Below are 22,611 nucleotides of genomic sequence, written 5' to 3' on the forward strand. Positions count from 1 at the left end.
CGGAAGTCCCGCCGCCTCAAGCCCTCTTGCCTCGGAACCCCTTCTTCTTGATCGAAATATCTCGGGGGGCTCGCAGCGCGAGCGGGGGCAGCGCCCCCTCGACCTTTCCGCCTCTCAGCCCCGTCCGCGATAGGGCGGCACGCCCTGATCGGGGATCCACAGATCTTCGGGCTGCGGGCCGGTCTGCCAGAACACATCGATCGGGATGCCGCCGCGCGGATACCAATAGGCGCCGATGCGCAGCCATTCCGGATCGAGCAAATCGCGCAGACGCTGCCCGATCATCACCGAGCAATCCTCGTGAAACGCCCCGTGATTGCGGAACGACCCGAGGAACAGTTTCAACGATTTGCTCTCCACCAGCCAGTCGCGCGGCACATAGTCGATCATGATATGCGCGAAATCGGGCTGGCCGGTCAGCGGGCAGAGCGAAGTGAACTCGGGCGCGGTGAAGCGCACGAGGTAGCGCTCGCCCGCGCGCGGCTGCGGCACGCGCTCCAGCACCGCCTCTTCAGGCGATTGCGGCAGATCGGTCGCCTGCCCCAGCTGGGTCAGACCGGAGGTATCGGTGCTCACGACACGGCCTTCTTCAGCGCTTCGGTCAGGTCGGTCTTCTCCCAGGAGAACCCGCCATCGGCCTCGGGCGCGCGGCCGAAATGGCCATAGGCCGCGGTGCGCGCATAGATCGGCTTGCACAGATCGAGCGTGTCGCGGATGCCCTTGGGCGTGAGGTCCATCACCTCGCCCACGGCCTTCTCGATGATCTCGTCGGGCACTTCGCCGGTGCCGAACGTGTCGGCATAGATCGAGAGCGGTTTCGCCACGCCGATCGCGTAGGACACCTGGATCACGCATTTCTTCGCCAGACCCGCGGCGACCACGTTCTTCGCCAGATAACGCGCGGCATAGGCCGCCGAGCGGTCCACCTTGGTCGGGTCCTTGCCCGAGAATGCGCCGCCACCATGCGGGGCCGCGCCGCCGTAAGTGTCCACGATGATCTTGCGCCCCGTCAGGCCCGCATCGCCATCGGGCCCGCCGATGACAAAGGTCCCGGTCGGGTTCACCCACCATTCAGTTTCCGGCGTGATCCAGCCCTCGGGAAGGGTCTCGCGGATATAGGGCTCGACGATGGCACGGATATCGTCCGAGGTCTGGCGCTCATGGGCGTGCTGCGTGGACAGAACGATCTGCGTCACACCCACCGGGCGTCCGTTCTCGTAGCGCACCGAGAGCTGCGATTTCGCGTCCGGGCGCAGTTCGGGCTCGGCGCCCGATTTGCGCGCCTCGGCCAGACGGCGCAGGATCGCATGGGCATAGTGGATCGGCGCGGGCATCAGCTCGGGCGTCTCGTCGGTCGCATAGCCGAACATGATCCCCTGATCGCCGGCCCCGTCCTTGTCCACGCCCTGGCTGATATGAGCCGATTGCGGGTGCAGGAAATTCGCGACCTTCAGCGTCGCCCAGTGGAACTCGTCCTGCTCATAGCCGATATCCTTGACGCAATCGCGCACGATCTTGTCGATGCCTTCGAGATATTCGGCGAGCTTGGTCTTGTCCGACAGTCCCACCTCGCCGCCGACGACGACCTGATTGGTGGTGGCGAAAGTCTCGCATGCGACACGCGCATTGGGCTCTTCGGCCAGAAAAGCATCGAGGACGGCATCCGAGATCCGGTCACAGACCTTGTCGGGATGCCCCTCCGAAACGGATTCGGAGGTGAAAACGTAATTCGCGCGTGCCATTGAAGGGTGCTCCGTTGTGAATATCCCCACCCCGTCAGGAAGCCGTTGGGGCGGTTCGGCCCATAGCTAGGAGCGCGGGCCGCGGCGGTCAACGCCAATACGCGTAAAGATTGCAAGGAGTGCCAAAAACGCGACGATTAGTCCGACCACCGGCGCATCGCCAAGCCTGGAATAGAGCGTCGGCGGCAGGCTCGGCGGCAGCGCGACATCCAGCTTGCCCGTCACGCCCATCCCGAGGCTCGCCACGATCCGTCCCTTCGCGTCGATCATCGCGCTCACCCCGGTATTGGCGTCGCGCGCCAGCGGCAGCCCCTGCTCGATCGCGCGCAAACGGGCCTGCGCGAGATGCTGATAGGGCCCGGACAGCGTGCCGAACCAGGCGTCATTGGTGACCTGCAAGATCCAGTCGGGGCGCTGCGTGAAGCCGCGCAGGTCCTGCGGGAAGATCGCCTCGTAGCAGATGAGCGGCGCGACATGGCCGAGCTTGCCGAGATTGAGGAGCTTCTCCCCCGGCCCCGCCGAATAGCCATTGCCCACCTGCGCGGCAAAGGCGGTGATCCCGAACTGCGCCAGCGCATCGCCAAAGGGCATGTATTCGCCAAACGGCACCAGATGGGACTTGTCGTACAGCGCCTCGACCTGCGCCTGAGGCCCGATCAGCGCGAGCGAGTTGAAATAACGGCTGCCCTGCGCGCGCTGGATGCCCATCGCGAGCGGCACGCCGCCCGCCGCCTCGGCCGACATCTCAAGCCCGCCTTGCGGACGCTCAAGCAGGAACGGCACGGCGGTCTCGGGCCAGACGATCAGGTCGGGCTTGGGTGCGCCGGGCGCCGTCGGCGCCTTGGTCAGATCGAGAAGCCTCTGGAAGAACTCCATCCGGTATTGCGGCAACCACTTGAGATCCTGCGGCGCGTTAGGCTGCACGAGGCGCAGCGTGATCGGCTCGGCGCGCGGTTCGACCGGCGCGTTGAGCCGCGCAGCCCCACCCAGCCAGAGCGCCACGAGCCCAACAAGCGCCGAGCCCACCACCCCGAGCGCCGGCCCCATCCGCATCCCCCGCGTCAAAGCGGGCGCGGCCGCGATCAGCATCGTGATCAGGCTCAGCCCCAGCGGACCGATGAAAGCCGCGGCCTGCGCGACGGGCGTGCCGATCCAGATATGGCCGACCAGAACCCAGGGAAATCCGGTAAAGACGTAAGAACGCAGCGCATCCGAGGCTGCCATGCCAAGGGCGATCCCAAGCGCGCGGCTGCGCGGCCCCTGCCCCGCATAGGCGCCAAGCCCGAAGCCCACCGCCCAGAACACCCCCATCCCCGCCGCCATCAGCACCAGAGCGAAGGGCGCCATCCAGCCGTAGATATCGGCCTCGACCATGAAGGGCTCGACGATCCAGAACATCGCGGCCAGCGCATAACCGAAGCCTGCGGCAAACCCGATCCAGATCATCGAGGCGCGCCAGCGTTCCGAGGTCGCGATCCAGATCGACCCGGCAAGCCCGGGCAACGCGAGCCACCACAGCCCCAGCGGGGCCTGACCGGCGGCAAAAAGCGCGCCAAGCCCCGCCGCCAGCAGCAAGACCTGCCAGCGCGGGCGCAACGGAGCGCGAAATCCCTCTCGGATCACCTCGATCATGGGGGCGTCATAGCCCGCTCATTCGGCCGGCGCCACACCCGGCAGACGCACGCGCAGACGTTTGATCCGGCGCGGATCGGCATCGACGACCTCGTATTCGACGCCATTCTCCGCCACCACGACCTCGCCGCGCGCGGGTACCCGTCCGAGCTGCATGAAGACAAGCCCGCCCATCGAGTCGATCTCGTCCTCGGCTTCCTCATCCGCCAGCCGCATCCCGATCTCGCCCTCGAACTCGCGCAACGGCGCGCGGGCTTGCACGATCCACTGACCGGGCTTTTCCTCGCGCCAATAGGCGTCATCGGCCTCGTCATGCTCGTCCTCGATCTCGCCGATCACCTGCTCGATCAGGTCTTCAAGCGTGAGCAAACCGTCGACGCCACCATATTCGTCGATCACCAGCGCCATGTGGATGCGCTGGACCTGCATCTTCTGCAACAAAACCCCGATCGGCATCGAGGGCGGCACGTAAAGGAGCGGACGGATCAGCTTGCGCAGCGAGAACCGCCCGTTGCCCGAGCCGAACCCGTATTCGAGCGCGAGATCCTTCAGGTGAACAAGGCCCAGCGGCGTGTCGAGCGTTTCCTTGAAGACCGGCAGGCGCGAATATCCGTGCTCGCGGAATTTCTCCACCAGCTCGTCGCGCGAGATCGTGACGGGCACGGCCTCGATCTCGACCTTTGGGATGGCCACATCCCCCACGCGCATCCGGCGCAGGTTCCCAAGCCCGAGTGGCACCGGAGCCGGTGCGGGGGGCAATTCGATGCATTCTTCCTCATCCGGCGCGCTGCGCCCTCCGAAGAAGCGGCTGAGCAACCCGCGCGAAGCGGGTTCCGAAGACTGTCCGGGTTCGGCGTTGTCCGAACTCTCGGCATTGGCGGAGGACACTCCGTCAGCAACCTGTCCCATTGTTCCTTTCCAAAAGCGACGTCTGGACGCCCATCCTTACATATATGGGTTACGAATTCCTACGCTTTCAAGCAGGCGGATTTCGATTTGTTCCATCGCTTCGGCATCTTTGTCGCGAATATGGTCATATCCCAACAGGTGCAGCGTGGCATGGATCAGCAGATGCAGCACATGATCGGCCAGCGCCTTGCCCTGTTGCTCGGCCTCGCGCGCGCAGGTCTCGAAGGCGATCGCGAGGTCGCCTAGTTCGATCTCGCCGAAGACATCGGGCGCGGGCGGCTCCGGATCGGCACCCTCTTCCTGCGCCCCGCGCTCCTCGGCGGGCCAGCTCAGGACATTGGTGGGTTTGGGTTTTTCACGATACTCGGCATTGAGCTCGGCAATGCGCGCATCGTCGCAGGCCAGAACCGAGATCCGGCACAGCGCCGGGTCGATCCCGCGATCCTCCAACACCAGCCGCGCCGCGCGCTCGGCCAGCGCTGCAAGCCCCACCGCTTCCCAGCGCGGATCCTCGATCTCGATCTCAATTTCCATTCGCGGCTCCGATCGGCACATCGGCCAGTTGCTTGCCCGCCTTGTCAAAGACCAGAACCGCGCCCTGATCTGTCACCACGACGACATAACTGCGCGCGAATGTCACAGCCTCGGCCCGCGCGCCGTCGGGCAATGTGATCGCCGCGGGAAGCTCGGGAAGCGGGCTCGGCGTTTTCAGGCGGATGACAAGCAGCGCCACAATCGCTACAAGCCCCGCAATCATCACGCCGGCCAGAACCGTCACCAGAAGCTTGAGAAAGCGCAAATCGGGTGGCAGCGTGGCAGGCAACTCGTCTTCAGGCAGGTCGGACATGGACAAGGATATCCTCAGCGTCGAGATCGGACCCGGCATGGGTCCCCGCCTTGATAAGGCCTTGGCGGCGGCTGTGCCAGAGGAAGCGTCCCTCTCGCGCTCGCGTCTGGCCAAGCTGATCGCGGAAGGCTCGGTGATGCATGATGGCGCACCGGTGACCGACCAGAAAGCGAAAGTGGCCGAGGGCGAGATCTACCAGATCGCGCTGGAGCCGCCGAAACCGGTCGAGACCGTGGCGCAGGACATCCCCCTCGAAGTGCTCTGGGAGGATGACGACCTGATCGTCGTGAACAAGCCCGCGGGCATGGTCACCCATCCCGCGCCGGGCTCGCCCGAGGGCACGCTGGTCAATGCGCTGTTGCACCATTTCGGCGGCAATCTCTCCGGCATCGGCGGCGAGGCGCGCCCAGGCATCGTGCACCGGATCGACAAGGAGACCTCGGGTCTTCTGGTCGTGGCGAAATCCGACCGCGCCCATCACGGGCTTGCCGCGCAGTTCGAGGAACACTCGGTGCATCGCCACTACCTCGCGATCTGCCATGGCGTGCCCGATCAGGCCGACCCGCGCCTGCGCGGGCTCAATGGGGTGAGCTTCGAGACCGGGGGCGTGCTGAAGATCGTCACCCAGCTCGCACGCCACAAGACCGACCGGCAGAAACAGGCCGTCGTCGCCCATGGCGGGCGCCATGCCGTGACCCGCGCCCGCGTGGTCGAAGAGTTCAAGGGCACCGCCGCGCTCATCGATTGCTGGCTCGAGACCGGGCGCACGCACCAGATCCGCGTGCACATGGCCTATGCGGGCCACGGGCTGATCGGCGATCCGACCTATGGCGGCAAGCGCAAGATCTCGGAAAAAGCGGTGGGGGCGCAGGTCGCGCAAGCGGTGCGCGATTTCCCGCGTCAGGCGCTCCATGCGGCGACGCTCGGCTTCATCCATCCGGTGACGGGCGAGGAGCTGTCCTTCACCGCCCCCCTCCCCGACGACATGGAAGCGCTGCTGTCACAGTTGCGCGGGGCGCCGTGACAGTCTGGTGGTGGGAATTCGTCACGCTGCTGGTCCATTTCGGCAGCCAGATCCTGGCTGTCCTGCGGGTACTCACACGCCCTGACAAGCCGCCCGCCGTGCGCGCCAGCTGGACGATCCTGATCCTCTCGGTGCCCTTTGTCGGCGTGCTCCTCTACCTGCTGATCGGCGAGACCCGCCTCAACCAGCGCATCGCCAAGCGCCAGCGCGCCACCGTCGCCGCCCTCCCCGCGCCCAAGCCCTCGAGCGCACCCGCGCTTACCTCCGTCACTCCCGGCTATCGCCCCGCATTCGCGCGCGCCGCCGCCGTCAATGGCTTCGCGCCCAGCTCCGGCGACGCGATCCGCTTCCTGTCCGAGCCCGAGGACCAGATCGCGACCCTCCTCTCCGATATCGAGACCGCGCGCGAGACCGTCCACCTGACCACCTATATCTGGCTCGTAGATGGCACCGGGATCGCGCTGGCGGAGGCGATGACGCGCGCGGCCGAACGGGGCGTGAGCGTGCGCCTATTGGTCGACGGGCTCGGCGCGCGCGGCTTCATCAAATCCCCGCATTGGCGCGCGATGAAACAGGCCGGCGTCAAGACGGGCATCGCCTTTTCCTTCCACTGGCCGCTTTTCAAGCTCGCCACGATGCGCATCGACCTGCGCAATCACCGCAAGCTCGCGGTGATCGACGGGCGCGTGGCCTATACCGGCTCGCGCAACGTGGCCGACCCGGAATTCCGCATCAAGGCGCGCTTTGCGCCCTGGGTAGATGTGCTCTTGCGCCTCGAAGGGCCGCTGGCCGGCCAGCATCAGCATATCTTCGCGACCGATTGGATCACCCATACCCGCGAGGATATCGCGGCCCTCGTGCCCTCGGAGGCCGCCGCCCCGCGCCCCGGCAACAGCACCGCCGTCGCCTTCGCCACGGGGCCGATGCTCGACATACGCGGCGTGCCCGACGTATTTCTCTCGGTGATCGGGGCCGCGCAGGAAAGCCTTACCCTCTCCACCCCCTATTTCGTTCCGGGCGAAGAGATCGCCTCTGCCCTGCGCGCCGCGGTCCGGCGCGGGGTCAGCGTGCGGGTGATCGTGCCCCGGCGCAACGACTCGCGCTTTGTCGCCCACGCCGCGCGCAGCTTCTTTCCCGCCCTGATCGAGGCAGGAGTCGAGATCCACGAACATGCCCCGGGGCTTCTTCACGCCAAGACGCTTCTGGCCGATCGGCGCGTCGCGATCATCGGCTCGGCCAATCTCGACCGGCGCAGCTTCGAGCTCAATTACGAGAATTGCCTGCTCGTCGAGGATGCCGATCTGGGCGAGCGCCTGGCCGCGCGTCAGGCGCAGTGGATCGCCGGTGCACGCCGCCTCTCGCCCGAACAGATCAAGGCCTGGCCGTTGCGTTGGAAGATCACCAACAACCTGATGTCGATCCTCGCCCCCGTCCTCTAGCCCCCGCGCCGTGCAAAAATCACGCGAGCGTCATTCATTTTTCGCGACGGAAATCCGCATACCGCACGTTAAGCTCATGATGCGACACCTGGGCGCAGGCCGTTGAGGTGAACCGGGAACGCGCTTTATGCGTTACCTTGAAGAACAACGGACTGACACCCATATCGAGCAGCCGCCATAGGGAGACATGGGAGAAAATGACGAGCTATACCAACCTTCCGGCCCCGAGCCCTGAACAGGGGCTCAATCGTTACCTGCAAGAGATCCGGAAGTTTCCGCTTCTGGAGCCCGAGCAGGAATACATGCTGGCCAAGCGTTGGGCAGAAGATCAGGATACCGACGCCGCCCACCAGCTCGTGACCAGCCACCTGCGCCTCGCCGCGAAGATCGCGATGGGCTATCGTGGCTACGGCCTGCCGCAGGCCGAGGTGATCTCGGAGGCGAATGTCGGCCTGATGCAGGCCGTGAAACGGTTCGACCCGGAAAAAGGCTTCCGCCTCGCAACCTATGCGATGTGGTGGATCCGCGCCGCGATCCAGGAATACATCCTGCGCTCGTGGAGCCTTGTGAAACTCGGCACGACCTCGGCGCAAAAGAAGCTGTTCTTCAACCTGCGCAAGGCGAAATCGAAGATCGGCGCCTATGAGGACGGCGACATGCGGCCCGAGAACGTGGCCCAGATCGCGAAGGATCTCAACGTCACCGAGGAAGAGGTGATCTCGATGAACCGGCGCCTGTCGGGTTCGGACGCCTCGCTCAACGCCCAGGTCGGCGCGGGCGACGAGGGCACCGCGCAATGGCAGGACTGGCTTGAGGACGAGGATGCCGACCAGGCCGAGGCCTATGCCGAAAGCGAAGAGCTGCAGGCCCGTCGCGAGATGCTGATGCAGGCGATGGACGTGCTCAACGATCGCGAGAAGGACATCCTGATGCAGCGCCGTCTGCGCGATGATCCGGTCACGCTCGAAGAGCTGTCGGGCCAATATGAGGTCAGCCGAGAGCGCATCCGCCAGATCGAGGTACGCGCCTTCGAGAAACTGCAAAAACGCATGACAGAGCTTGCCCGCGAAAAGGGCATGCAGATCCCTGCGTAACCGTTTGTGAGTAACGAGTATGCGCCGCTCCCGAAGGGGGGCGGCGTTTTTCTTTGACGCTCCATCGAGGCGCGTTGGTCACTCCCTTCGGAAAGCTCCGGGGCACGCGGATCGCCGCGCGCGCCCCGGCTTTCGCTCACCCGTTTTCGCTCACCCGTCCTGGCTCAGTCCGAACGCGGCGTGGTGGATCAGCTCGCCTGCGGGTTCCACCGCCTCGAACGGCAACGCCAGAACGAACTGAGGCGGCACCTCTCCCACCCGCAACCCGGGAAAGGCCCTGAAGCCGAACCGGCGATAATACCCGGGATCTCCCACAAGCGCCGCCCCCTTGCAGAAGGTGCGCAGCCGCGCGATCGCCTCGGCCATCAGCGCGCTGCCGATCCCTTCGCGATGCCGCGACGGGAGGACGGCCAGCGGACCGATCAGCCCCCAGCCACTGCTCTCCCCGATCCGCGCCATGGAAGCGGCGAGATGACCCACCACCTCGCCTTGATCCTCCGCCACGAGCGAAAGGGTCAACGCATCGTCGGCCCGCAGCCTGTCGACGATATCGGCCTCCGTTCCCGACGCTTGCGGCAACAGCCTCATCGCCTCGGTGACGATCGTCCGGATCACAGGGATATCGCTTTCGGTTTCTTTTCGGATCAGCATGTTACGCCCCCTGATTGTCGAGCTGCGGTCGGACGGAGAGACGTCCGCGTCTGGAGATGCGATAGGGCGCACCGGACCGGGATTCGATCAACCGCTTGCGCCGCAACTTGCTGAAGACGCTCAGGTCGAAACCGGACAGGATCATCCCCTCGCGCGTGACGCATGTGACCGAGGTGATCTTGGAGCCGTTTTCCCGTTCATGCAGGATACGGCCACCCAGAGCCAGAACGTGCAACGCACGTTGTTCATTTCGTGATATATTCATTGAAGTCTCGTGTGACAGACGTGAAAAAACGCCCAAGCGCATCTGCGCCCGGCGGCTTAGGGTTCACGCGGCTCTCTGAGGTTCAGAGAGCCATATCACACAAGCTCTGACATCCAGTCTCCATTGACCGAAAGGCAGCCATGGCCGCCTCTCCTTTCCCAACATAGGAAGCGTGATCTGCAGGCGCAACTCGACGAGGCGAATTGCCTCACCCGGTCGAGGCGTTGCACCCGCCGCTGTTTGCGCTACCATCGCGCACCGGAAAGGGAGGGTGCACATGACCGTTTTGAATTGGGGAATCCTGGGGGCCGCAAAATTCGCGCGCGAGCACATGGGCCGCGCGATCCATGCGGCCGAGGGCGCGCGGCTGGCGGCCCTGGCGACCTCGAGCGCAGAAAAAGCCAAACCCTTCAAGGCTTTTGCGCCCGATCTTCAGATCCACGACACCTACGAGGCTCTGCTCGCAGATCCGATGATCGACGTGGTCTATATCCCTCTGCCCAACACGCTCCATGTCGACTGGACGAAGAAGGCGCTCGCGGCGGGCAAGCATGTGCTGACGGAAAAACCGATCGCGATGAAGGCCGCCGAAATCGACGGGCTGATCGCTGCGCGCGATGCTGCGGGCCGCTTCGCCACCGAGGCATACATGATCGTGCATCACCCGCAATGGCAGCTCACGCGACGCTGGATCGACGAAGGCCGGATCGGCGAGCTGCGCCATGCCGATGTCGCGTTCAGCTTCAACAATCCCGATCCCGGCAATATCCGCAACAAGCCCGAGACGGGCGGCGGCTCGATCCCGGACATCGGCGTCTATGCCTATTCTTGCGTGCGTTACGCGGCGCGCGCCGAGCCGGGCACGCTGCGCGCGGTGATCGAGCGCGAGAACGGCGTCGATGTCTTCGCGCAAGTCACCGGCGAGATGATCGGCGCGCAAGGACGGTTCAGCTATGCCGCGATGACGTCGACCCGGCTGCATCCGCGTCAGGAAGTGGTGTTTCAGGGCTCGGAGGGGCTGATCCGGCTCACCTGCCCGTTCAACGCCAACGTCTTCGATCAGGCCGAGGTCACGCTCTACCGCAAGGGCGAGCCCGATCTGGTGCAGCGCTTTCCCGGGGTGAACCAGTATGTCCTGCAGGTGGAGAGCTTCGTGCGCCACGTCACCGAAGGCGCCGACTATCCCTGGACGCTCGAAGACGCGCGCGGCACGCAGGCGATGATCGACAAGGTCTATGCAAGCGAGCTCTGAGCGGGTCGTCGAGAGACGCGCCACGGAAACGATCGCGACGGGGCCGCTCGGATAAGCAAAACTTATCCGAGCTCCGTCCGCATAAGCGAAACTTATCTCAGCGCAGCTTCGGCGGTTTGGTCGGGTCCATACCCGGGGCGGCGCCGGGCACGATCTCCTGCACATCCTCCTCGACAGGCTCGGGCACATGCAGCACCAGGCCTTTCTCCAGCAGCAGTTGCGCCGCAGGGTCCTCGGGGTCGAGGAAAGTCACATCCAGCTCGCCCGCGTCGAGACCCGAGAAGGTCAGCGCCTCGCCCATCGCCTTGGCGATGCCCGGCATGAAATGCTCATGCGCGCCGATCACCGCGAGCACATGGCCGCGATGGCCGTCCTCATAGGTCACGCCGCCGAGCACCGCAGCCTGCGCGATACCGGCGAGCTGATCGAGCTTCGCCTCGAAGGCAGGCAGCAAAAGCCCCAGCATCGCAGGCGACAGCCCCGGCGCGGTGAACGCGACCGGACGGCCCTGCGCCTCAGAGGGCGAATGGGAAAGCGTCTCGGTCAGCCAGTCGAGCGCCTCGGGCGGCAGCAGCATCGCCGACTCCGCCACGCCGAGATTGATCCCCAGCCCGATATTCTCGCCCACCAGATGCTGCGCGATCACCCGCCCCGGCAGCGCCGCATAGGGCTGCGGTTCGTCGGAAAATTCGCCCAGACGCTCTTCGGTGTCGAAGACCAGAACGAATTCGCCCTCCTCGGTCGAAAACACCTGCGGGCGGATATTCTCGTCCTCGGGCTCTTCCTCGAGAAGCAGGAACAGCTCGGCATCGGCGAGGCGATCATAGACGGCGAGACGCTTGGCCTCGTTCTCGGGCTCGGCTTCCATCGCGGCATGGGCGCGGTCGTAAGGGGTCATGTCAGCTCCTTCACCCGGGCGCGCAGGACCGGCAGCAGGTCGGTCTCGAACCAGGGGTTTGTCTTCAGCCATCCCGTATTGCGCCAAGACGGATGAGGCAAGGGGAAGAGCCGCGGCGCGTGGTCTCGCCAGCCCGCGACGGTCTCGGTGACGCGCCCCGGCCCGAGATGCCAGCGCTGCGCCGCGCCGCCCACGAGGAGCGTCAGATCGACGGGACCGATCTCGGCCATGACGCGCTCACGCCAGGTCGCGGCGCAGAGCGGCGGCGGCGGCAGGTCCGCGCCCTTCGCGTCATAGCCGGGAAAGCAAAACGCCATCGGTGCGATGGCGATGCGCGCGCGATTATAGAAGGTCTCGCGGTCGACCCCCATCCAGTCGCGGAGCCGATCGCCCGAACGGTCGTTGAAGGGCAGTCCGGTTTCATGCACCCGCATCCCCGGCGCCTGCCCCACGACCAGAATCCGCGCGCCCGCGCCGAACCAGACCACCGGGCGCGGCGCATGGGCCGTCGCGGTGGCGCGAAACCGCTCTGCGCAAAGCCGGCACGCGGCGATTTCCGCCTGCACCTCGCCCGTCATCTTCCCAATCTGTGCAACAACGCGTTCTTCATTGCATAACCCTCTCGGAATTCGACATAATGACGCCTAAATCCACGCATAGGTGACTTTATTAACAAGACCCGCGCATGGTCTTCTAGTGGCAGGGACGGCAAACCGGATCACGATGATCGAATTCGAAAATGTCTCCAAGTCCTTCTGGACGGGCAAGCAGCGCAAGGTGATCCTTGATCGCGCCAGTTTCCGCGTGGAACTGGGCAACAGCCTCGGCATTCTCGCGCCCAACGGGACCGGCAAGACGACGATCGTCAACATGATGGCGGGGCTGGAAAAACCCGACGAGGGAGAGGTGCGGCGCAGCTGCCGGGTCTCGTTCCCGCTGGGCTTCATGGGCGGGGTCGTGTCGAAGCACTCGGCGCGGGAAAACGCGCGCTTCATCGCGCGGCTCTACGGGCTCGATCCCGATTACGTGGAGGCCTTCTGCCGCTGGCTGACCGGGATCGAGGAATATTTCGACCAGCCCGTGGGCACCTACAGCTCGGGGATGCGCTCGCGGTTCACCTTCTCCTTGCTGCTGGCGCTGGAGTTTGACATCTACCTGATCGACGAGGGCATGCCCTCGACCACGGATGTCGAGTTCAACCGCAAGGCAGGCTCGATCCTGCGCGACCGGCTGCGCGATTCCACCGTGGTCGTGGTCTCGCACCAGCCCTCGACGATCGAGAAATTCTGCCGCTCGGCGGCAGTGCTGCGCGACGGGCAGCTCTACCAATTCGACACTCTGGAAGAAGCGAAGCGGATGTATGACTACCAGTCCTAAGGTTTCGAAATACCGCATCCGCCGCGACGGGCCCGTCCTTTCGGATGGCACCGCACAACCGGCCGCGCCCGCTGCCGCCGCCCCGCCGCGCAAGCCCCCGGCGGTGGAGGATGCGCAGACCGATCCCGCGACGCTTTTCGACCCGCAGGATGACGGGTTCGGCGACCAGAAATTTCCGACCGCAGGCGGCTCCGAGGTGCTGGCGGCGGGCCAGAAGACGCCCGAGGAAGAGATCGCCGCGATCCGCGCCGAGGGGCTGACCGGACGCCAGCTTCGGCTCGCACGGCGCATGGCGCAGAAACACGGGATCGAGGCCAGCTCGGATTTCGAGGCGGTTCTCCTGCTGCGCCGCAAGGGCGTGGACCCGTTCGACCGCTCGAACATCGTGGCGCTGGTGAAGAACCCGGGCCCCGATGAGGCGACCTCGCGCGCGCTGGCGCGCACCGACGGGCCAGGCGCCGATACGCGCGTGCAGCTGCCCCAGACGGTCCGGCCCGGTCAGGTGCCCGCGACCGAGGTGATGAGCGGGGACCGCCGCGCCGCCGAGATCCTCAAGATCCAGCGCGACATCGCGCGCCGCCGCCGTCGCAAGCTGGCGCTTCTGGCCGCGCGGCTGTCCTTCTTCGTCTTCCTGCCGACGATCATCGCCGCCTATTACTATTTCGCGATGGCCACGCCGATGTATGCCACGAAATCCGCCTTCGTGATCCAGAAAGCCGACGGGATGGGCAATTCAGGGCTGGGATCGCTGTTTTCGGGCACGCAGCTTGCGACGAACCAGGATTCGGTGACGGTGCAATCCTACCTGCAATCGCGCGACGCGATGCTCCGGCTCGACCGCGATCAGGGCTTCAAGACGGCCTTCGAGAACCAGACGATCGACCCGCTTCAGCGCCTGCCGGAGAATGCCACCGACGAACAGGCCTACAAGCTCTATCAGAAGATGGTGAAGATCGGCTACGACCCCTCGGAGGGGCTCGTGAAGATGGAGGTGATCGCGCCCGATCCCAAGGAATCGCAAGAGTTCTCGCAGGCGCTGATCTCCTATGCCGAAGAGCAGGTGGACCAGTTGACCGCGCGACTGCGGGGCGACCAGATGAAGGGCGCGCTCGAGAGCTATCAGGACGCCGAGAACAAGGTCTTCGCCGCGCAGGCCAAGGTCCAGCAATTGCAGGAGAAGGTCGGGATTCTTGACCCGGTCTCGGAGAATTCGCTGGTGATGGGCCAGATCTCGGGGTTCGAGACGCAGCTTCAGCAGAAGCGGCTCGAACTGGGCCAGCTTCTCGACAACGAGCGACCCAACCAGGCGCGCGTCACGGGCGTTCAGGGCGACATCAAACGGCTCGAGGACGCGATTGCGGAGCTGCGCAGCCAGCTGACGACCGACAAGGGCAACACCGAGTCGCTCGCCGCCGTCACCGGCCAGCTCCAGATCGCGCAGGGCGAATTGCAGACCCGCCAGATGCTGCTCTCGGCGGCGGCCCAGCAGATGGAAACCGCGCGGATCGAGGCCAACAAGCAGGTGCGCTACCTCGAGATGGGCGTGCGCCCCGTCGCCCCCGACGAGCCCACCTATCCGCGCGCCTTCGAGAACACGCTGTTGGCTTTCCTGATCTTCTCGGGCATCTATCTGATGCTGTCGCTGACCGCCTCGATCCTGCGTGAACAGGTTTCGAGCTGATCCCGGCGACGCGGCCCATCGCTGCGGAGGATGACATGAAAGACGTGAAAATCGGCGGGCTGACCGTCTCGAACGACCGCCCCCTGACGGTGATCGCGGGCCCCTGCCAGCTGGAGAGCCGCGACCATGCGCTGATGATCGCGCGCGAGATGGCGAAGACCTGCGATCAGGCGGGCGCGCAGTTCATCTTCAAGGCCAGCTATGACAAGGCCAACCGCACCAGCCTCAAGGGCAAGCGCGGGCTCGGGATCGACGCCGGCCTGAAGATCCTCGAAGACGTGCGCGCGGAACTGGGCTGCCCGGTGCTGACCGACATTCACGATGCCGAACAAGCGAAGATCGCGGGCGCGGTAGTGGACGTGATCCAGATCCCCGCCTTCCTGTGCCGCCAGACCGATCTGCTGCTGGCCGCGGGCGAAACCGGCTGTGTGGTGAACATCAAAAAGGGGCAGTTCCTGGCCCCCTGGGACATGCCCAACGTGGCCGAGAAGGTCGCCTCGACCGGCAACGAGAAAATCCTGCTGACCGAGCGCGGCACCTCCTTTGGCTACAACACGCTCGTCGCGGACATGCGCGGGCTGCCCGAGATGATGAAGACCGGCTACCCGGTGATCATGGATGCGACCCATTCGGTGCAACAGCCCGGCGGTCAGGGCGGCTCCTCGGGCGGGCAACGCGAATTCGCGCCGGTGATGGCGCGCGCGGCGGTGTCTCTGGGAATCGCGGGCGTTTTCATCGAGACCCACGAGGCGCCCGATAGCGCGCCCTCGGACGGGCCGAACATGATCCCGCTCAAGGACATGCCGAAGCTGGTGCAGGTGCTGATGGAGTTCGACCGCATCGCCAAGGACAATCCGATCCGGCTGTAAAGAGAGCGGGCGCGCCGTGACCGACGCGCCCTGCCCCAACGCGTTCGGCCGGTCTCAGCTATCGGCCACGAGCTCGGCGCGCTGGCGGCCGAGACCCTCGATCTCCAGCTCGACAACATCGCCCGGACGCAGGTAGCGCGGGGTCTGCATCCCCATCGCGACGCCCGGCGGCGTGCCGGTCGAGATCACGTCGCCCGGATGCAGCGTCATGAATTGCGACAGGTAGCTCACGAGCTTCGCCACGCCGAAGACCATCGTCGACGTCGATCCGTTCTGCATCACCTCGCCGTTGACGCTGAGTTTCATCGCGAGGTTCTGCGGATCGACCACCGCATCGCGCGTCACGAGATACGGCCCGAGCGGACCAAAGCTGTCGCAGCTCTTGCCCTTCGTCCACTGGCCGGTGCGTTCGGTCTGGAAGCTGCGCTCGGAGACATCGTTGGCCAGGACGTAGCCCGCCACGTAATCAAGCGCGTCCTTTTCCGAGACATATTTCGCGGGTGTGCCGATGACGATGCCCAGCTCGATCTCCCAGTCGGTCTTTTCCGAACCGCGCGGGATCACGATCGGATCGTTGGGCCCCTGAATGGCGGAGGTGGCCTTCATGAAGATCAGCGGCTCGGGCGGCACCTGCGCGCCGGATTCGGCGGCGTGATCGGCATAGTTGAGCCCGATGCAGATCATCTTTCCGATGCCCGCGACCGGCGCGCCCAGACGGGTGCCCTCGGGCACGACCGGCAGGCTCGTCGGGTCGAGCGAGCCGATCGCGGACAGACCGTCATCGGACAGTACCGCCCCTCCGATATCGCTCACCTGCCCCGACAGGTCGCGCATCACCCCCTGATCGTCGAGCATTCCCGGCTTTTCGGCTCCCATGAGCCCATGACGAAACAGTTTCATCGCCTCTCCCTCCTGCATTTGGCCCGCATCAAGTCAGGCCCGGCGCGCAGATTCAAGGGGATCAGGTGACGTGCAGGATGAATATCCCCGTGAGCACGATCAGCGCGATCACAAGCGCGGCGAGTACCAGATCGGGCCAGTTGATCCCCGAAGCGTCGAGCGCGTCCTCGGCGTCGATACGCTGGCGCAGGAGCTGCATGCGGATGAAGGCCAGCAGCACGACCACGCCCCCCGATCCGATCATCGCCACATTCGACCAGACCGGCATATGCGCGCCCGTCAGCTTCGCCGCCGTCAGCCCGACGCCGACGATGGCGATGGCGGTGCGCAACCAAGCAAGGAAGGTGCGTTCATTGGCGGCATGGTCCTTGAAATTGGGGATCATCCGCTGCGCTCCTTGCTGTCGCGGCGCACCAGCCCGCGCACGCCGCCCGAGATCAGAACGTTCACCTCGTAGAGCACGCGCGGCACGCCGAGCCCGCCCGGCGAGGCGAGGTAATGGGGCGACCAGACCGGATCCCATTTTTCCTTGAAGCTGCGCAGCCCCTCGAAGCTGTAGATCCGTTCGCCATGCTCATAGAGGAACCCGCCCAGCCGGTGCCAGATCGAGGCGAGGCGGTGACGCTCGATCCCCGAAAACGGCGCATTGCCGAGGCGGAACCAACGAAAACCCTGCGCCTGCGCCCACAGGATCATCTCGGTGAAGATCTGGTTCATCCCCCAGCCCGGATAGCGCCCGTCATAGCGCATCAGGTCGATGCAAATCTCGACCCCCGCGCCGTTCATCAGGTTAGCGAAGGCGATGATCGCGCCGTCGGGGTCACGCAGCACGGCGATGTCGAAATTGACGATGTAATCTTCGGTGAAGGCGCCGAGCGCGAAGCTTTTCTCCTCGCCCTGTTTCTGCGCGAGCCAGGCATCGGAGATCGCGCGCAGCTCGGGCAGATGGGCGGGCACCTCGGCGGCGGGAAGGATCTCGAAGCGGTATCCGTCGCGCTGCCCCTTGGAGAGGGCATAGCGGAAATTTTTCTTCTTCGGCCCGTCGAGGGTGAAGGTCGACAGGTCGATCCGGGCGGTCTCGCCGATCTTCACGATCGACAGGCCCATATCGAGAAAGACCGGCAGGTAGCGCGGCGAGACGCCGTAGAAGGCACATAGCCGCCCCATCCGGTCGGCTTTCTCGCGCAGGGCCCAGATCAGGTCGGTCGCGGCCTCCTCCTCGCCCACGGGATCGGCGCGCGCGATCAGGGCGCGGCCCGTATCGGCATAGGCGATGAAGGCGCGGCCCTCGGGATCGAGCAGCACCTCCTTGTCGCCCATCAAGCTCAGCTCCGCCTCGGCATCGTCGGAGCGCGCGAGGATGTCGCGCACCGCCTGCGGGATGTCCTGACGCGGGCGCAGGCGCTTGCGGCTGCTCAGGATCGAACCGAGCGCGATGATCGCCAGCGCCACCGACGCCCCGACCGTGCCGCGCAGGAAACGCGAGGCCTCGCCCTTCCAGGCGAATTGCCACCAGAGCGCATCGCGGTATTCGACGTGTTTATAGGCGAAGAAACCGATCCAGGTGATCGCCACGACCAGCGCGGTGACCGAGACGAACCAGCGCAGGTCGAGCCGGAAGACCGACGCGTCCTGCACCCGGTAGAAGGCCTGCCGGAACACGATCAGCAGCGCCCCTGCGATCACCATCGTCGCCGCCTGCTCCCATTCGAGCCCCCTCACCAGAGAGGTCACGATCCCGATCGACAGCAGGATGAGCGCCATGATCCAGGCGCGGGTGAGACGTTGGAAGAGCCCGCGCGCGAGCACGATCAGCAAGACGCCGGTGACCGAGGCGGTCAGGTGCGAGAACTCCACCAGCGGCAGCGGCAGCACGTCGCGCAACAGATCCAGCCGCGTACCCTCGGCCGGGACGGAGCCCGACAGCAGCAGCACGACGCCCGCGACAAGCGACACACCCGAGGCGAGTGGAGGGATCAGCGGCCCCATCACGGTAAGCGCGAGATCGGCCGCCCCGTCGAGGCGGTGACGCTGCGCCCAGAGCCAGCCCGCAGCCAGCCCGAGCGTCGCCATCAGAAACGGGTAGAGCGTGTAGACCACGCGATAGAGCACCAGCGCCGCGAGCAGATCCGAGCGCGCCCCCGCGCCGAGCCCCGCGATCACTGTTGCCTCGAAGACGCCCAGCCCACCCGGCGAATGGCTCGCGATGCCAAGCCCGATCGCCGCCATGAAGATCACGAAGAAATAGGCGAAATTTCCGCCCAGATCGGGCGGCAGCAGCACCCAGAGCGTGAGCGAGGCGAAGAGCAGATCGGCCATGCCCGCGAGCATCAGAAGGCTGGCAGTGCTGGCGCGTGGCAGATCGGCCACGATCCCGCGCCAGCTCAGGTGGCGGGACGTGCGCCCGAGCATGACCATCAGCGCGCCCAGCGCGAGGAGCATCGCGATCCCCGTCAGGCTTTCGAGCGCCGGCGCGATCGGCAGCACGCCCGAAAGCCCCTTCGGGTGAAACAGCATCAACAGGCCCAGAAGCGCGGCCAGCCCCGTCCAGAACCCGCTCCACGAGGTGCCCAGTGCCAGCGCCGCACGGTGGAAGGGCACACCGGCGGCGACATAGGTGCGTAGCCGCACCGCGCCGCCTGTCAGGTAAGAGACCCCGAGCAGGTTCGAGATCGCATAGCCCGCGGCGCCGATCAGGTAGGCGGTGCGCGGGCGCACGATCCCCGGCGCCACCGCTCCCAGCGAAATCACGTCGTAAAAGGCAATCGCGAGATAGCTTGCCGTGGTGGCCGAAAGCGCGAGAAGGAGCGCCCGCGGGCTCGCCGCGCCGATATCCGCGGCGACCCTGGCGGGGCTCACATCACCGGCGAGCCTGTGCAGCACCAGAACCGCGATCGCGAGCACCAAAAGCGGCAGGCCGAGCTTGACGGACGGGTGATCGGCCCAGCGATGGAGCCGCGCGCCGAAGCTCTCCGCGGTGCCGGACGAGAGCGCGGGCGGGGTCTGCGCCGCGTCGCAGGTGGTGACCTGGCGGGTCTGTTGCGTCTTCGTCATCTCGTCACCCCACCGGAGCCACGCGGCACCCGGACCTTCTCGTCAAATACAACTCACCGCACCCTTCTTCGATGGGCGTTCGGACCGGTGGTTACAATAGCTCTGCCGCCGCGCTCCTGCGATGGTGATCATGCGGGAGCAAGCGCCGCGCTGGCTTTCACGGCTCCGCCTCGCGTATGATCGCTCGCCGCGAGCCAGAATCACGCCCCCGCGGCTCCTGAAACATCCGCACCCTCAGGCCTCCGATCCGCGCGCGATGCCATAGCCCCGGCCGAATCCCGGGTTCGTTTCAAGAGCTATCACGGCAAATGTGAGCGCCTCTTCACGCGCCCGTGGTGCGAGTGAAACCTTTGTCATGTCTTTTGACAAGCGGCGCGCGGGGCTGCGCGCCAGCAAAGACAGGGACCGCCTGGCGCTTGCCGGGTCGACAGGCTGGGGCGCATCGCGGCGCCGCTCACCCTTGGTCATCTTCGCGTGAGCTGGAGTGGTCGCAAGGGTGTGAGTGCGCCACCCTTAAGGCTTAGAGCCGCGCAGTGATGCCGCAGCGGCGTGATCGACCGGCTACGCAGGGAGGGGTCCCCCTCAAAATCTGCAAAGATCTGAATATGTCGGAACGGATCACCCCGCCGCGCGTTGCTCGTGAAAACAAACCGTGGAACCGGGCAAGGGACACAAGGGACAGTGACGCGTTCGATCGTTCGTCGCCGACCATGCCCGGGTTTCGTCTGAAAACGGAGCCAGCCCATGCAAATCACCGAGACGCTTGGCCTGTTGCTCGCCCTGAGCTTCATCATCTCGCTTCTGGCGCTGACGATCCTGATCTGGGCGATCGCGAACAAGCAGGTTCACACCCCCGACGCCGACGACGCGCGCACGATCTTCACCCCCGGCGAGGGCGCGGAGATCGACGAGCCGAACAAGCCTCACCATTTCGACACAGAGCGCAGCGGGATCGACCGGGTCTCGGCCGGCCCGGTGATGTGGCTGATCGCGGCGGCGGTGTTCTGGCTTATCTTCGGCTCTCTCCACGGGCTCGCGGCCTCGCTGGAATTGCACCTGCCCGACCTGATGTCGGGAAGCGCGCAGATGACCTTCGGGCGGATGCGCACGGTGCATCTGAACTCGGTCGCCTATGGCTGGGCTTCTCAGGCCGGACTTGCGGCGGTGTTCTGGATCATCCCGCGCATTTTCCACACCAGGCTGCGCCTGGTGGGGCTGGTGAAGCTTGGGTTCGTGCTGTGGAATATCGGCGTGGCTGCAGGCGTCATGGCGATTGCGAATGGCTGGACCGACGGGCTCGAATGGCTCGAAATCCCGTGGCAGATCGACATCGTTCTGGCACTGGGCGCGGCCTGTTTCGTGGCACCGCTGATCGCGACCGCAAAGCATCGCGAAGTGCATCACATCTACGTCTCGGGCTGGTATTTCCTTGCCGCCATCTTGTGGTTCCCGGTCCTGTTCATCGTCGCCAACATTCCCGGCGTCCATCACGGAGTCGAGCAGGCCACGATGAACTGGTGGTATGCCCATAACGTGCTGGGCCTGTGGCTGACGCCGCTGGGCGTGGGGACGGCCTATTACTTCATCCCGAAGATCATCGGGAAACCGATTTATTCCTACGCTGTCTCGCTGGTGGGGTTCTGGGCGCTGGCGCTGTTCTATTCGCAGGTCGGCATCCACCACCTGATCGGCGGCCCGGTGCCGACCTGGCTGGTGACGCTCTCGGTGGTGCATTCGGTGATGATGTTCGTCCCCGTGATCGCGGTGGCGATCAACCAACATGTGACGGTGGCGCGCAATCTCTGGGCGCTCAAGGAATCGATGCCGCTGCGTTTCATCTGGTTCGGTGCCCTGAGCTACACCGCCGCCTCGTTCCAGGGCTCGATCGAGGCGCTGCGCTCGGTCAACACGATCACCCATTTCACCCATTACACGGTCGGCCACGCCCATCTTGGCGCCTATGCGTTCGTGAGCCTCGTGCTGATGGGCGCGATCTATCAGATCGTGCCGCGCGCGACGGGCAAATACTTCCCCTTTCCGCGTCTGATCGCATGGCATTTCTGGCTCAACGTGATCGGGTTTGCCGTCTATTTCCTGTCGCTCACCATCGGCGGCGTGTTGCAAGGCCTTGCACAGCTCGACGCGACAAAGCCCTTCGCCGACAGCGTGATCTTGCTCAAACCTTACCTTGAGGGGCGCTCGCTGGGCGGTGGGCTGATGACGCTGGGCCATGTGCTGCTGGCGATCAACCTCATCGCGCTCGGCTTCACCAAGAAGACCCGTGAGACCGAAACCGACAACATGGTGGCAGCAGAATGAACCGCTATCTTCCTCTCGCAATCACGGCGCTCGCGATCCTCGCGATGGCGACCCTGTTTCTCGTCATCGCGCCGGGCATGCAGATCGGCGCTCAGGGGCCCTCGCCGGGGCTCAAACCCTATACCGAGGCCGAGGCGCGCGGGCGTGACGTCTATGTCTCGATGGGCTGTCTTTACTGCCACTCGCAGCAACCGCGCTCGATCGCGCAGGCACCCGATGCCGAACGGGGGTGGGGCCGCGCCTCGGTGGCGGGCGATTACGCCTATGACGCGCCGCATCAACTCGGGACGATGCGCACCGGGCCGGACCTGATGGACATTGGCGACCGCCTGCCCTCGCAGGGCTGGCAACTCACCCATCTCTATCAGCCGCGCGCGATCTCGAGCTGGTCGATCATGCCCGCCTATCCGTTCCTGTTCGAGCACAAGGACGAACCCGGTCCGGGCGATGTCGTGGTGCACCTGCCCGCCCCTTACGCGCCCGAGACTGGCGTGATCGTGGCCAAGCAGGATGCGCTCGATCTGGTCGCGTATCTGCAAGGCATGAAGCGCCAATACGCCCCGCCGACGGATGGCCTGCGCGACGATGGCTACGCGCTGATCGCCGCCCAGCAGCAAAAGCAAACCGATGCCGCCAAGGCGTCGAACTGAGCCGAGGG

22 protein-coding genes and 1 riboswitch are annotated in these 22,611 nt (G+C 65.4%); of the genes, 9 read left to right on the forward strand and 13 right to left on the reverse strand.

Annotation, left to right across the window (positions count from 1 at the left end; translation table 11 throughout):
- Positions 1 to 114 precede the first annotated feature (114 nt).
- The 6 genes from queF to BMG00_RS02430 all read right to left on the reverse strand — a co-directional run bounded on the left by queF (position 115) and on the right by BMG00_RS02430 (position 5,130).
- A complete protein-coding gene (queF, locus tag BMG00_RS02405) occupies positions 115 to 576 on the reverse strand; it encodes a preQ(1) synthase (protein ID WP_078528221.1) in 462 nt (153 codons plus the stop codon).
- Positions 573 to 1,742 carry a methionine adenosyltransferase gene (metK, locus tag BMG00_RS02410; protein WP_078528224.1) on the reverse strand — a complete coding sequence of 390 codons (1,170 nt, stop codon included), beginning with the start codon at positions 1,740 to 1,742 and terminating at the stop codon, positions 573 to 575. Before metK ends, queF begins: the two co-directional genes overlap by 4 nt.
- A gap of 7 nt (positions 1,743 to 1,749) precedes the next feature.
- A riboswitch (SAM-SAH riboswitch) is annotated at positions 1,750 to 1,799 on the reverse strand.
- Between the two features lie 9 nt (positions 1,800 to 1,808).
- Positions 1,809 to 3,374: an apolipoprotein N-acyltransferase gene (gene lnt / locus BMG00_RS02415; protein ID WP_078573279.1), complete on the reverse strand. Its 1,566-nt coding sequence runs from the start codon at positions 3,372 to 3,374 to the stop codon at positions 1,809 to 1,811.
- A gap of 18 nt (positions 3,375 to 3,392) precedes the next feature.
- The gene (locus BMG00_RS02420) at positions 3,393 to 4,283 is read right to left on the reverse strand and encodes a hemolysin family protein (RefSeq protein ID WP_078528231.1); all 891 of its coding nucleotides are present in this window, start codon (positions 4,281 to 4,283) and stop codon (positions 3,393 to 3,395) included.
- Between the two features lie 36 nt (positions 4,284 to 4,319).
- Entirely contained in the window at positions 4,320 to 4,817 is a 498-nt protein-coding gene (gene ybeY, locus BMG00_RS02425; protein WP_078528234.1) for an rRNA maturation RNase YbeY, read from the reverse strand.
- The gene (locus BMG00_RS02430) at positions 4,807 to 5,130 is read right to left on the reverse strand and encodes a DUF6476 family protein (protein ID WP_078528237.1); all 324 of its coding nucleotides are present in this window, start codon (positions 5,128 to 5,130) and stop codon (positions 4,807 to 4,809) included. Before BMG00_RS02430 ends, ybeY begins: the two co-directional genes overlap by 11 nt.
- On the opposite strand from BMG00_RS02430, the gene BMG00_RS02435 reads away from it, so the two are divergent.
- The 3 genes from BMG00_RS02435 to rpoH all read left to right on the forward strand — a co-directional run bounded on the left by BMG00_RS02435 (position 5,129) and on the right by rpoH (position 8,687).
- Positions 5,129 to 6,154: an RluA family pseudouridine synthase gene (locus BMG00_RS02435; RefSeq protein WP_078528240.1), complete on the forward strand. Its 1,026-nt coding sequence runs from the start codon at positions 5,129 to 5,131 to the stop codon at positions 6,152 to 6,154. The two genes, BMG00_RS02430 and BMG00_RS02435, sit on opposite strands and share 2 nt — an antisense overlap.
- Positions 6,151 to 7,593, forward strand: coding sequence for a cardiolipin synthase (gene cls / locus BMG00_RS02440; RefSeq protein ID WP_078573280.1), 1,443 nt, complete (start codon positions 6,151 to 6,153; stop codon positions 7,591 to 7,593). Before BMG00_RS02435 ends, cls begins: the two co-directional genes overlap by 4 nt.
- Positions 7,594 to 7,790: 197 nt before the next feature.
- Complete coding sequence (gene rpoH, locus BMG00_RS02445) at positions 7,791 to 8,687, forward strand: RNA polymerase sigma factor RpoH (RefSeq protein ID WP_078528246.1); 897 nt, start codon at positions 7,791 to 7,793, stop codon at positions 8,685 to 8,687.
- Between the two features lie 150 nt (positions 8,688 to 8,837).
- On the opposite strand, the gene BMG00_RS02450 is transcribed toward rpoH, so the two are convergent.
- Both BMG00_RS02450 and BMG00_RS02455 read right to left on the reverse strand, forming a co-directional pair.
- Positions 8,838 to 9,338, reverse strand: coding sequence for a GNAT family N-acetyltransferase (locus BMG00_RS02450; RefSeq protein WP_078573281.1), 501 nt, complete (start codon positions 9,336 to 9,338; stop codon positions 8,838 to 8,840).
- Position 9,339: 1 nt separating this feature from the next.
- Complete coding sequence (locus BMG00_RS02455; protein ID WP_078528251.1) at positions 9,340 to 9,603, reverse strand: YjhX family toxin; 264 nt, start codon at positions 9,601 to 9,603, stop codon at positions 9,340 to 9,342.
- 277 nt (positions 9,604 to 9,880) lie between these two features.
- Between BMG00_RS02455 and BMG00_RS02460 the strand changes: the two genes are divergently transcribed.
- Complete coding sequence (locus BMG00_RS02460) at positions 9,881 to 10,855, forward strand: Gfo/Idh/MocA family protein (protein ID WP_078573282.1); 975 nt, start codon at positions 9,881 to 9,883, stop codon at positions 10,853 to 10,855.
- Positions 10,856 to 10,952: 97 nt separating this feature from the next.
- Here BMG00_RS02460 and BMG00_RS02465 read toward each other — a convergent pair whose 3' ends face one another.
- Both BMG00_RS02465 and BMG00_RS02470 read right to left on the reverse strand, forming a co-directional pair.
- Positions 10,953 to 11,753, reverse strand: a complete 801-nt coding sequence (locus tag BMG00_RS02465; RefSeq protein ID WP_078573283.1) for an SseB family protein — start codon at positions 11,751 to 11,753, stop codon at positions 10,953 to 10,955.
- Positions 11,750 to 12,331 carry a uracil-DNA glycosylase family protein gene (locus BMG00_RS02470; RefSeq protein WP_078528258.1) on the reverse strand — a complete coding sequence of 194 codons (582 nt, stop codon included), beginning with the start codon at positions 12,329 to 12,331 and terminating at the stop codon, positions 11,750 to 11,752. Before BMG00_RS02470 ends, BMG00_RS02465 begins: the two co-directional genes overlap by 4 nt.
- Positions 12,332 to 12,476: 145 nt before the next feature.
- Between BMG00_RS02470 and BMG00_RS02475 the strand changes: the two genes are divergently transcribed.
- From BMG00_RS02475 to kdsA, 3 genes are read left to right on the forward strand one after another with little or no spacing between them, the layout of a single operon-like run.
- Positions 12,477 to 13,130 carry an ABC transporter ATP-binding protein gene (locus BMG00_RS02475; RefSeq protein ID WP_078528260.1) on the forward strand — a complete coding sequence of 218 codons (654 nt, stop codon included), beginning with the start codon at positions 12,477 to 12,479 and terminating at the stop codon, positions 13,128 to 13,130.
- Positions 13,114 to 14,811, forward strand: coding sequence for a KpsE/RkpR family capsule polysaccharide export protein (locus tag BMG00_RS02480; RefSeq protein ID WP_078573284.1), 1,698 nt, complete (start codon positions 13,114 to 13,116; stop codon positions 14,809 to 14,811). Before BMG00_RS02475 ends, BMG00_RS02480 begins: the two co-directional genes overlap by 17 nt.
- A gap of 35 nt (positions 14,812 to 14,846) precedes the next feature.
- Entirely contained in the window at positions 14,847 to 15,680 is an 834-nt protein-coding gene (gene kdsA, locus BMG00_RS02485; RefSeq protein ID WP_078528264.1) for a 3-deoxy-8-phosphooctulonate synthase, read from the forward strand.
- A gap of 54 nt (positions 15,681 to 15,734) precedes the next feature.
- On the opposite strand, the gene BMG00_RS02490 is transcribed toward kdsA, so the two are convergent.
- The 3 genes from BMG00_RS02490 to mprF all read right to left on the reverse strand — a co-directional run bounded on the left by BMG00_RS02490 (position 15,735) and on the right by mprF (position 19,634).
- The gene (locus BMG00_RS02490) at positions 15,735 to 16,580 is read right to left on the reverse strand and encodes a fumarylacetoacetate hydrolase family protein (protein WP_078573285.1); all 846 of its coding nucleotides are present in this window, start codon (positions 16,578 to 16,580) and stop codon (positions 15,735 to 15,737) included.
- A 61-nt stretch (positions 16,581 to 16,641) separates the two neighbouring features.
- Positions 16,642 to 16,965, reverse strand: a complete 324-nt coding sequence (locus tag BMG00_RS02495) for a YidH family protein (RefSeq protein WP_078573286.1) — start codon at positions 16,963 to 16,965, stop codon at positions 16,642 to 16,644.
- Positions 16,962 to 19,634 carry a bifunctional lysylphosphatidylglycerol flippase/synthetase MprF gene (gene mprF / locus BMG00_RS02500; RefSeq protein ID WP_078573287.1) on the reverse strand — a complete coding sequence of 891 codons (2,673 nt, stop codon included), beginning with the start codon at positions 19,632 to 19,634 and terminating at the stop codon, positions 16,962 to 16,964. The genes BMG00_RS02495 and mprF overlap by 4 nt, the downstream gene beginning before the upstream one ends.
- Positions 19,635 to 20,378: 744 nt before the next feature.
- Between mprF and BMG00_RS02505 the strand changes: the two genes are divergently transcribed.
- Together BMG00_RS02505 and BMG00_RS02510 are read left to right on the forward strand one after the other, a co-directional pair.
- On the forward strand, positions 20,379 to 21,953 hold the full coding sequence (locus BMG00_RS02505) for a cbb3-type cytochrome c oxidase subunit I (RefSeq protein ID WP_245794936.1): 1,575 nt from the start codon (positions 20,379 to 20,381) through the stop codon (positions 21,951 to 21,953).
- The gene (locus BMG00_RS02510; protein ID WP_078573288.1) at positions 21,950 to 22,603 is read left to right on the forward strand and encodes a cbb3-type cytochrome c oxidase subunit II; all 654 of its coding nucleotides are present in this window, start codon (positions 21,950 to 21,952) and stop codon (positions 22,601 to 22,603) included. Before BMG00_RS02505 ends, BMG00_RS02510 begins: the two co-directional genes overlap by 4 nt.
- Positions 22,604 to 22,611 lie beyond the last annotated feature (8 nt).

The sequence above is a fragment of the Thioclava marina genome (assembly GCF_002020135.1).
Classification (GTDB): domain Bacteria; phylum Pseudomonadota; class Alphaproteobacteria; order Rhodobacterales; family Rhodobacteraceae; genus Thioclava; species Thioclava marina.

Excerpts from the sequence above, each read along its gene's own strand:
- kdsA (WP_078528264.1), top strand. The coding sequence starts at position 14,847 with ATGAAAGACGTGAAAATCGGCGGGCTGACCGTCTCGAACGACCGCCCC.
- BMG00_RS02480 (WP_078573284.1), top strand. The coding sequence starts at position 13,114 with ATGACTACCAGTCCTAAGGTTTCGAAATACCGCATCCGCCGCGACGGG.
- BMG00_RS02495 (WP_078573286.1), bottom strand. The coding sequence starts at position 16,965 with ATGATCCCCAATTTCAAGGACCATGCCGCCAATGAACGCACCTTCCTT.
- BMG00_RS02465 (WP_078573283.1), bottom strand. The coding sequence starts at position 11,753 with ATGACCCCTTACGACCGCGCCCATGCCGCGATGGAAGCCGAGCCCGAG.
- BMG00_RS02435 (WP_078528240.1), top strand. The coding sequence starts at position 5,129 with ATGGACAAGGATATCCTCAGCGTCGAGATCGGACCCGGCATGGGTCCC.
- rpoH (WP_078528246.1), top strand. The coding sequence starts at position 7,791 with ATGACGAGCTATACCAACCTTCCGGCCCCGAGCCCTGAACAGGGGCTC.
- BMG00_RS02430 (WP_078528237.1), bottom strand. The coding sequence starts at position 5,130 with ATGTCCGACCTGCCTGAAGACGAGTTGCCTGCCACGCTGCCACCCGAT.
- BMG00_RS02510 (WP_078573288.1), top strand. The coding sequence starts at position 21,950 with ATGAACCGCTATCTTCCTCTCGCAATCACGGCGCTCGCGATCCTCGCG.
- BMG00_RS02455 (WP_078528251.1), bottom strand. The coding sequence starts at position 9,603 with ATGAATATATCACGAAATGAACAACGTGCGTTGCACGTTCTGGCTCTG.
- BMG00_RS02450 (WP_078573281.1), bottom strand. The coding sequence starts at position 9,338 with ATGCTGATCCGAAAAGAAACCGAAAGCGATATCCCTGTGATCCGGACG.
- lnt (WP_078573279.1), bottom strand. The coding sequence starts at position 3,374 with ATGATCGAGGTGATCCGAGAGGGATTTCGCGCTCCGTTGCGCCCGCGC.
- ybeY (WP_078528234.1), bottom strand. The coding sequence starts at position 4,817 with ATGGAAATTGAGATCGAGATCGAGGATCCGCGCTGGGAAGCGGTGGGG.
- metK (WP_078528224.1), bottom strand. The coding sequence starts at position 1,742 with ATGGCACGCGCGAATTACGTTTTCACCTCCGAATCCGTTTCGGAGGGG.
- BMG00_RS02490 (WP_078573285.1), bottom strand. The coding sequence starts at position 16,580 with ATGAAACTGTTTCGTCATGGGCTCATGGGAGCCGAAAAGCCGGGAATG.
- BMG00_RS02470 (WP_078528258.1), bottom strand. The coding sequence starts at position 12,331 with ATGACGGGCGAGGTGCAGGCGGAAATCGCCGCGTGCCGGCTTTGCGCA.
- BMG00_RS02475 (WP_078528260.1), top strand. The coding sequence starts at position 12,477 with ATGATCGAATTCGAAAATGTCTCCAAGTCCTTCTGGACGGGCAAGCAG.
- mprF (WP_078573287.1), bottom strand. The coding sequence starts at position 19,634 with ATGACGAAGACGCAACAGACCCGCCAGGTCACCACCTGCGACGCGGCG.
- BMG00_RS02460 (WP_078573282.1), top strand. The coding sequence starts at position 9,881 with ATGACCGTTTTGAATTGGGGAATCCTGGGGGCCGCAAAATTCGCGCGC.
- BMG00_RS02505 (WP_245794936.1), top strand. The coding sequence starts at position 20,379 with ATGCAAATCACCGAGACGCTTGGCCTGTTGCTCGCCCTGAGCTTCATC.
- BMG00_RS02420 (WP_078528231.1), bottom strand. The coding sequence starts at position 4,283 with ATGGGACAGGTTGCTGACGGAGTGTCCTCCGCCAATGCCGAGAGTTCG.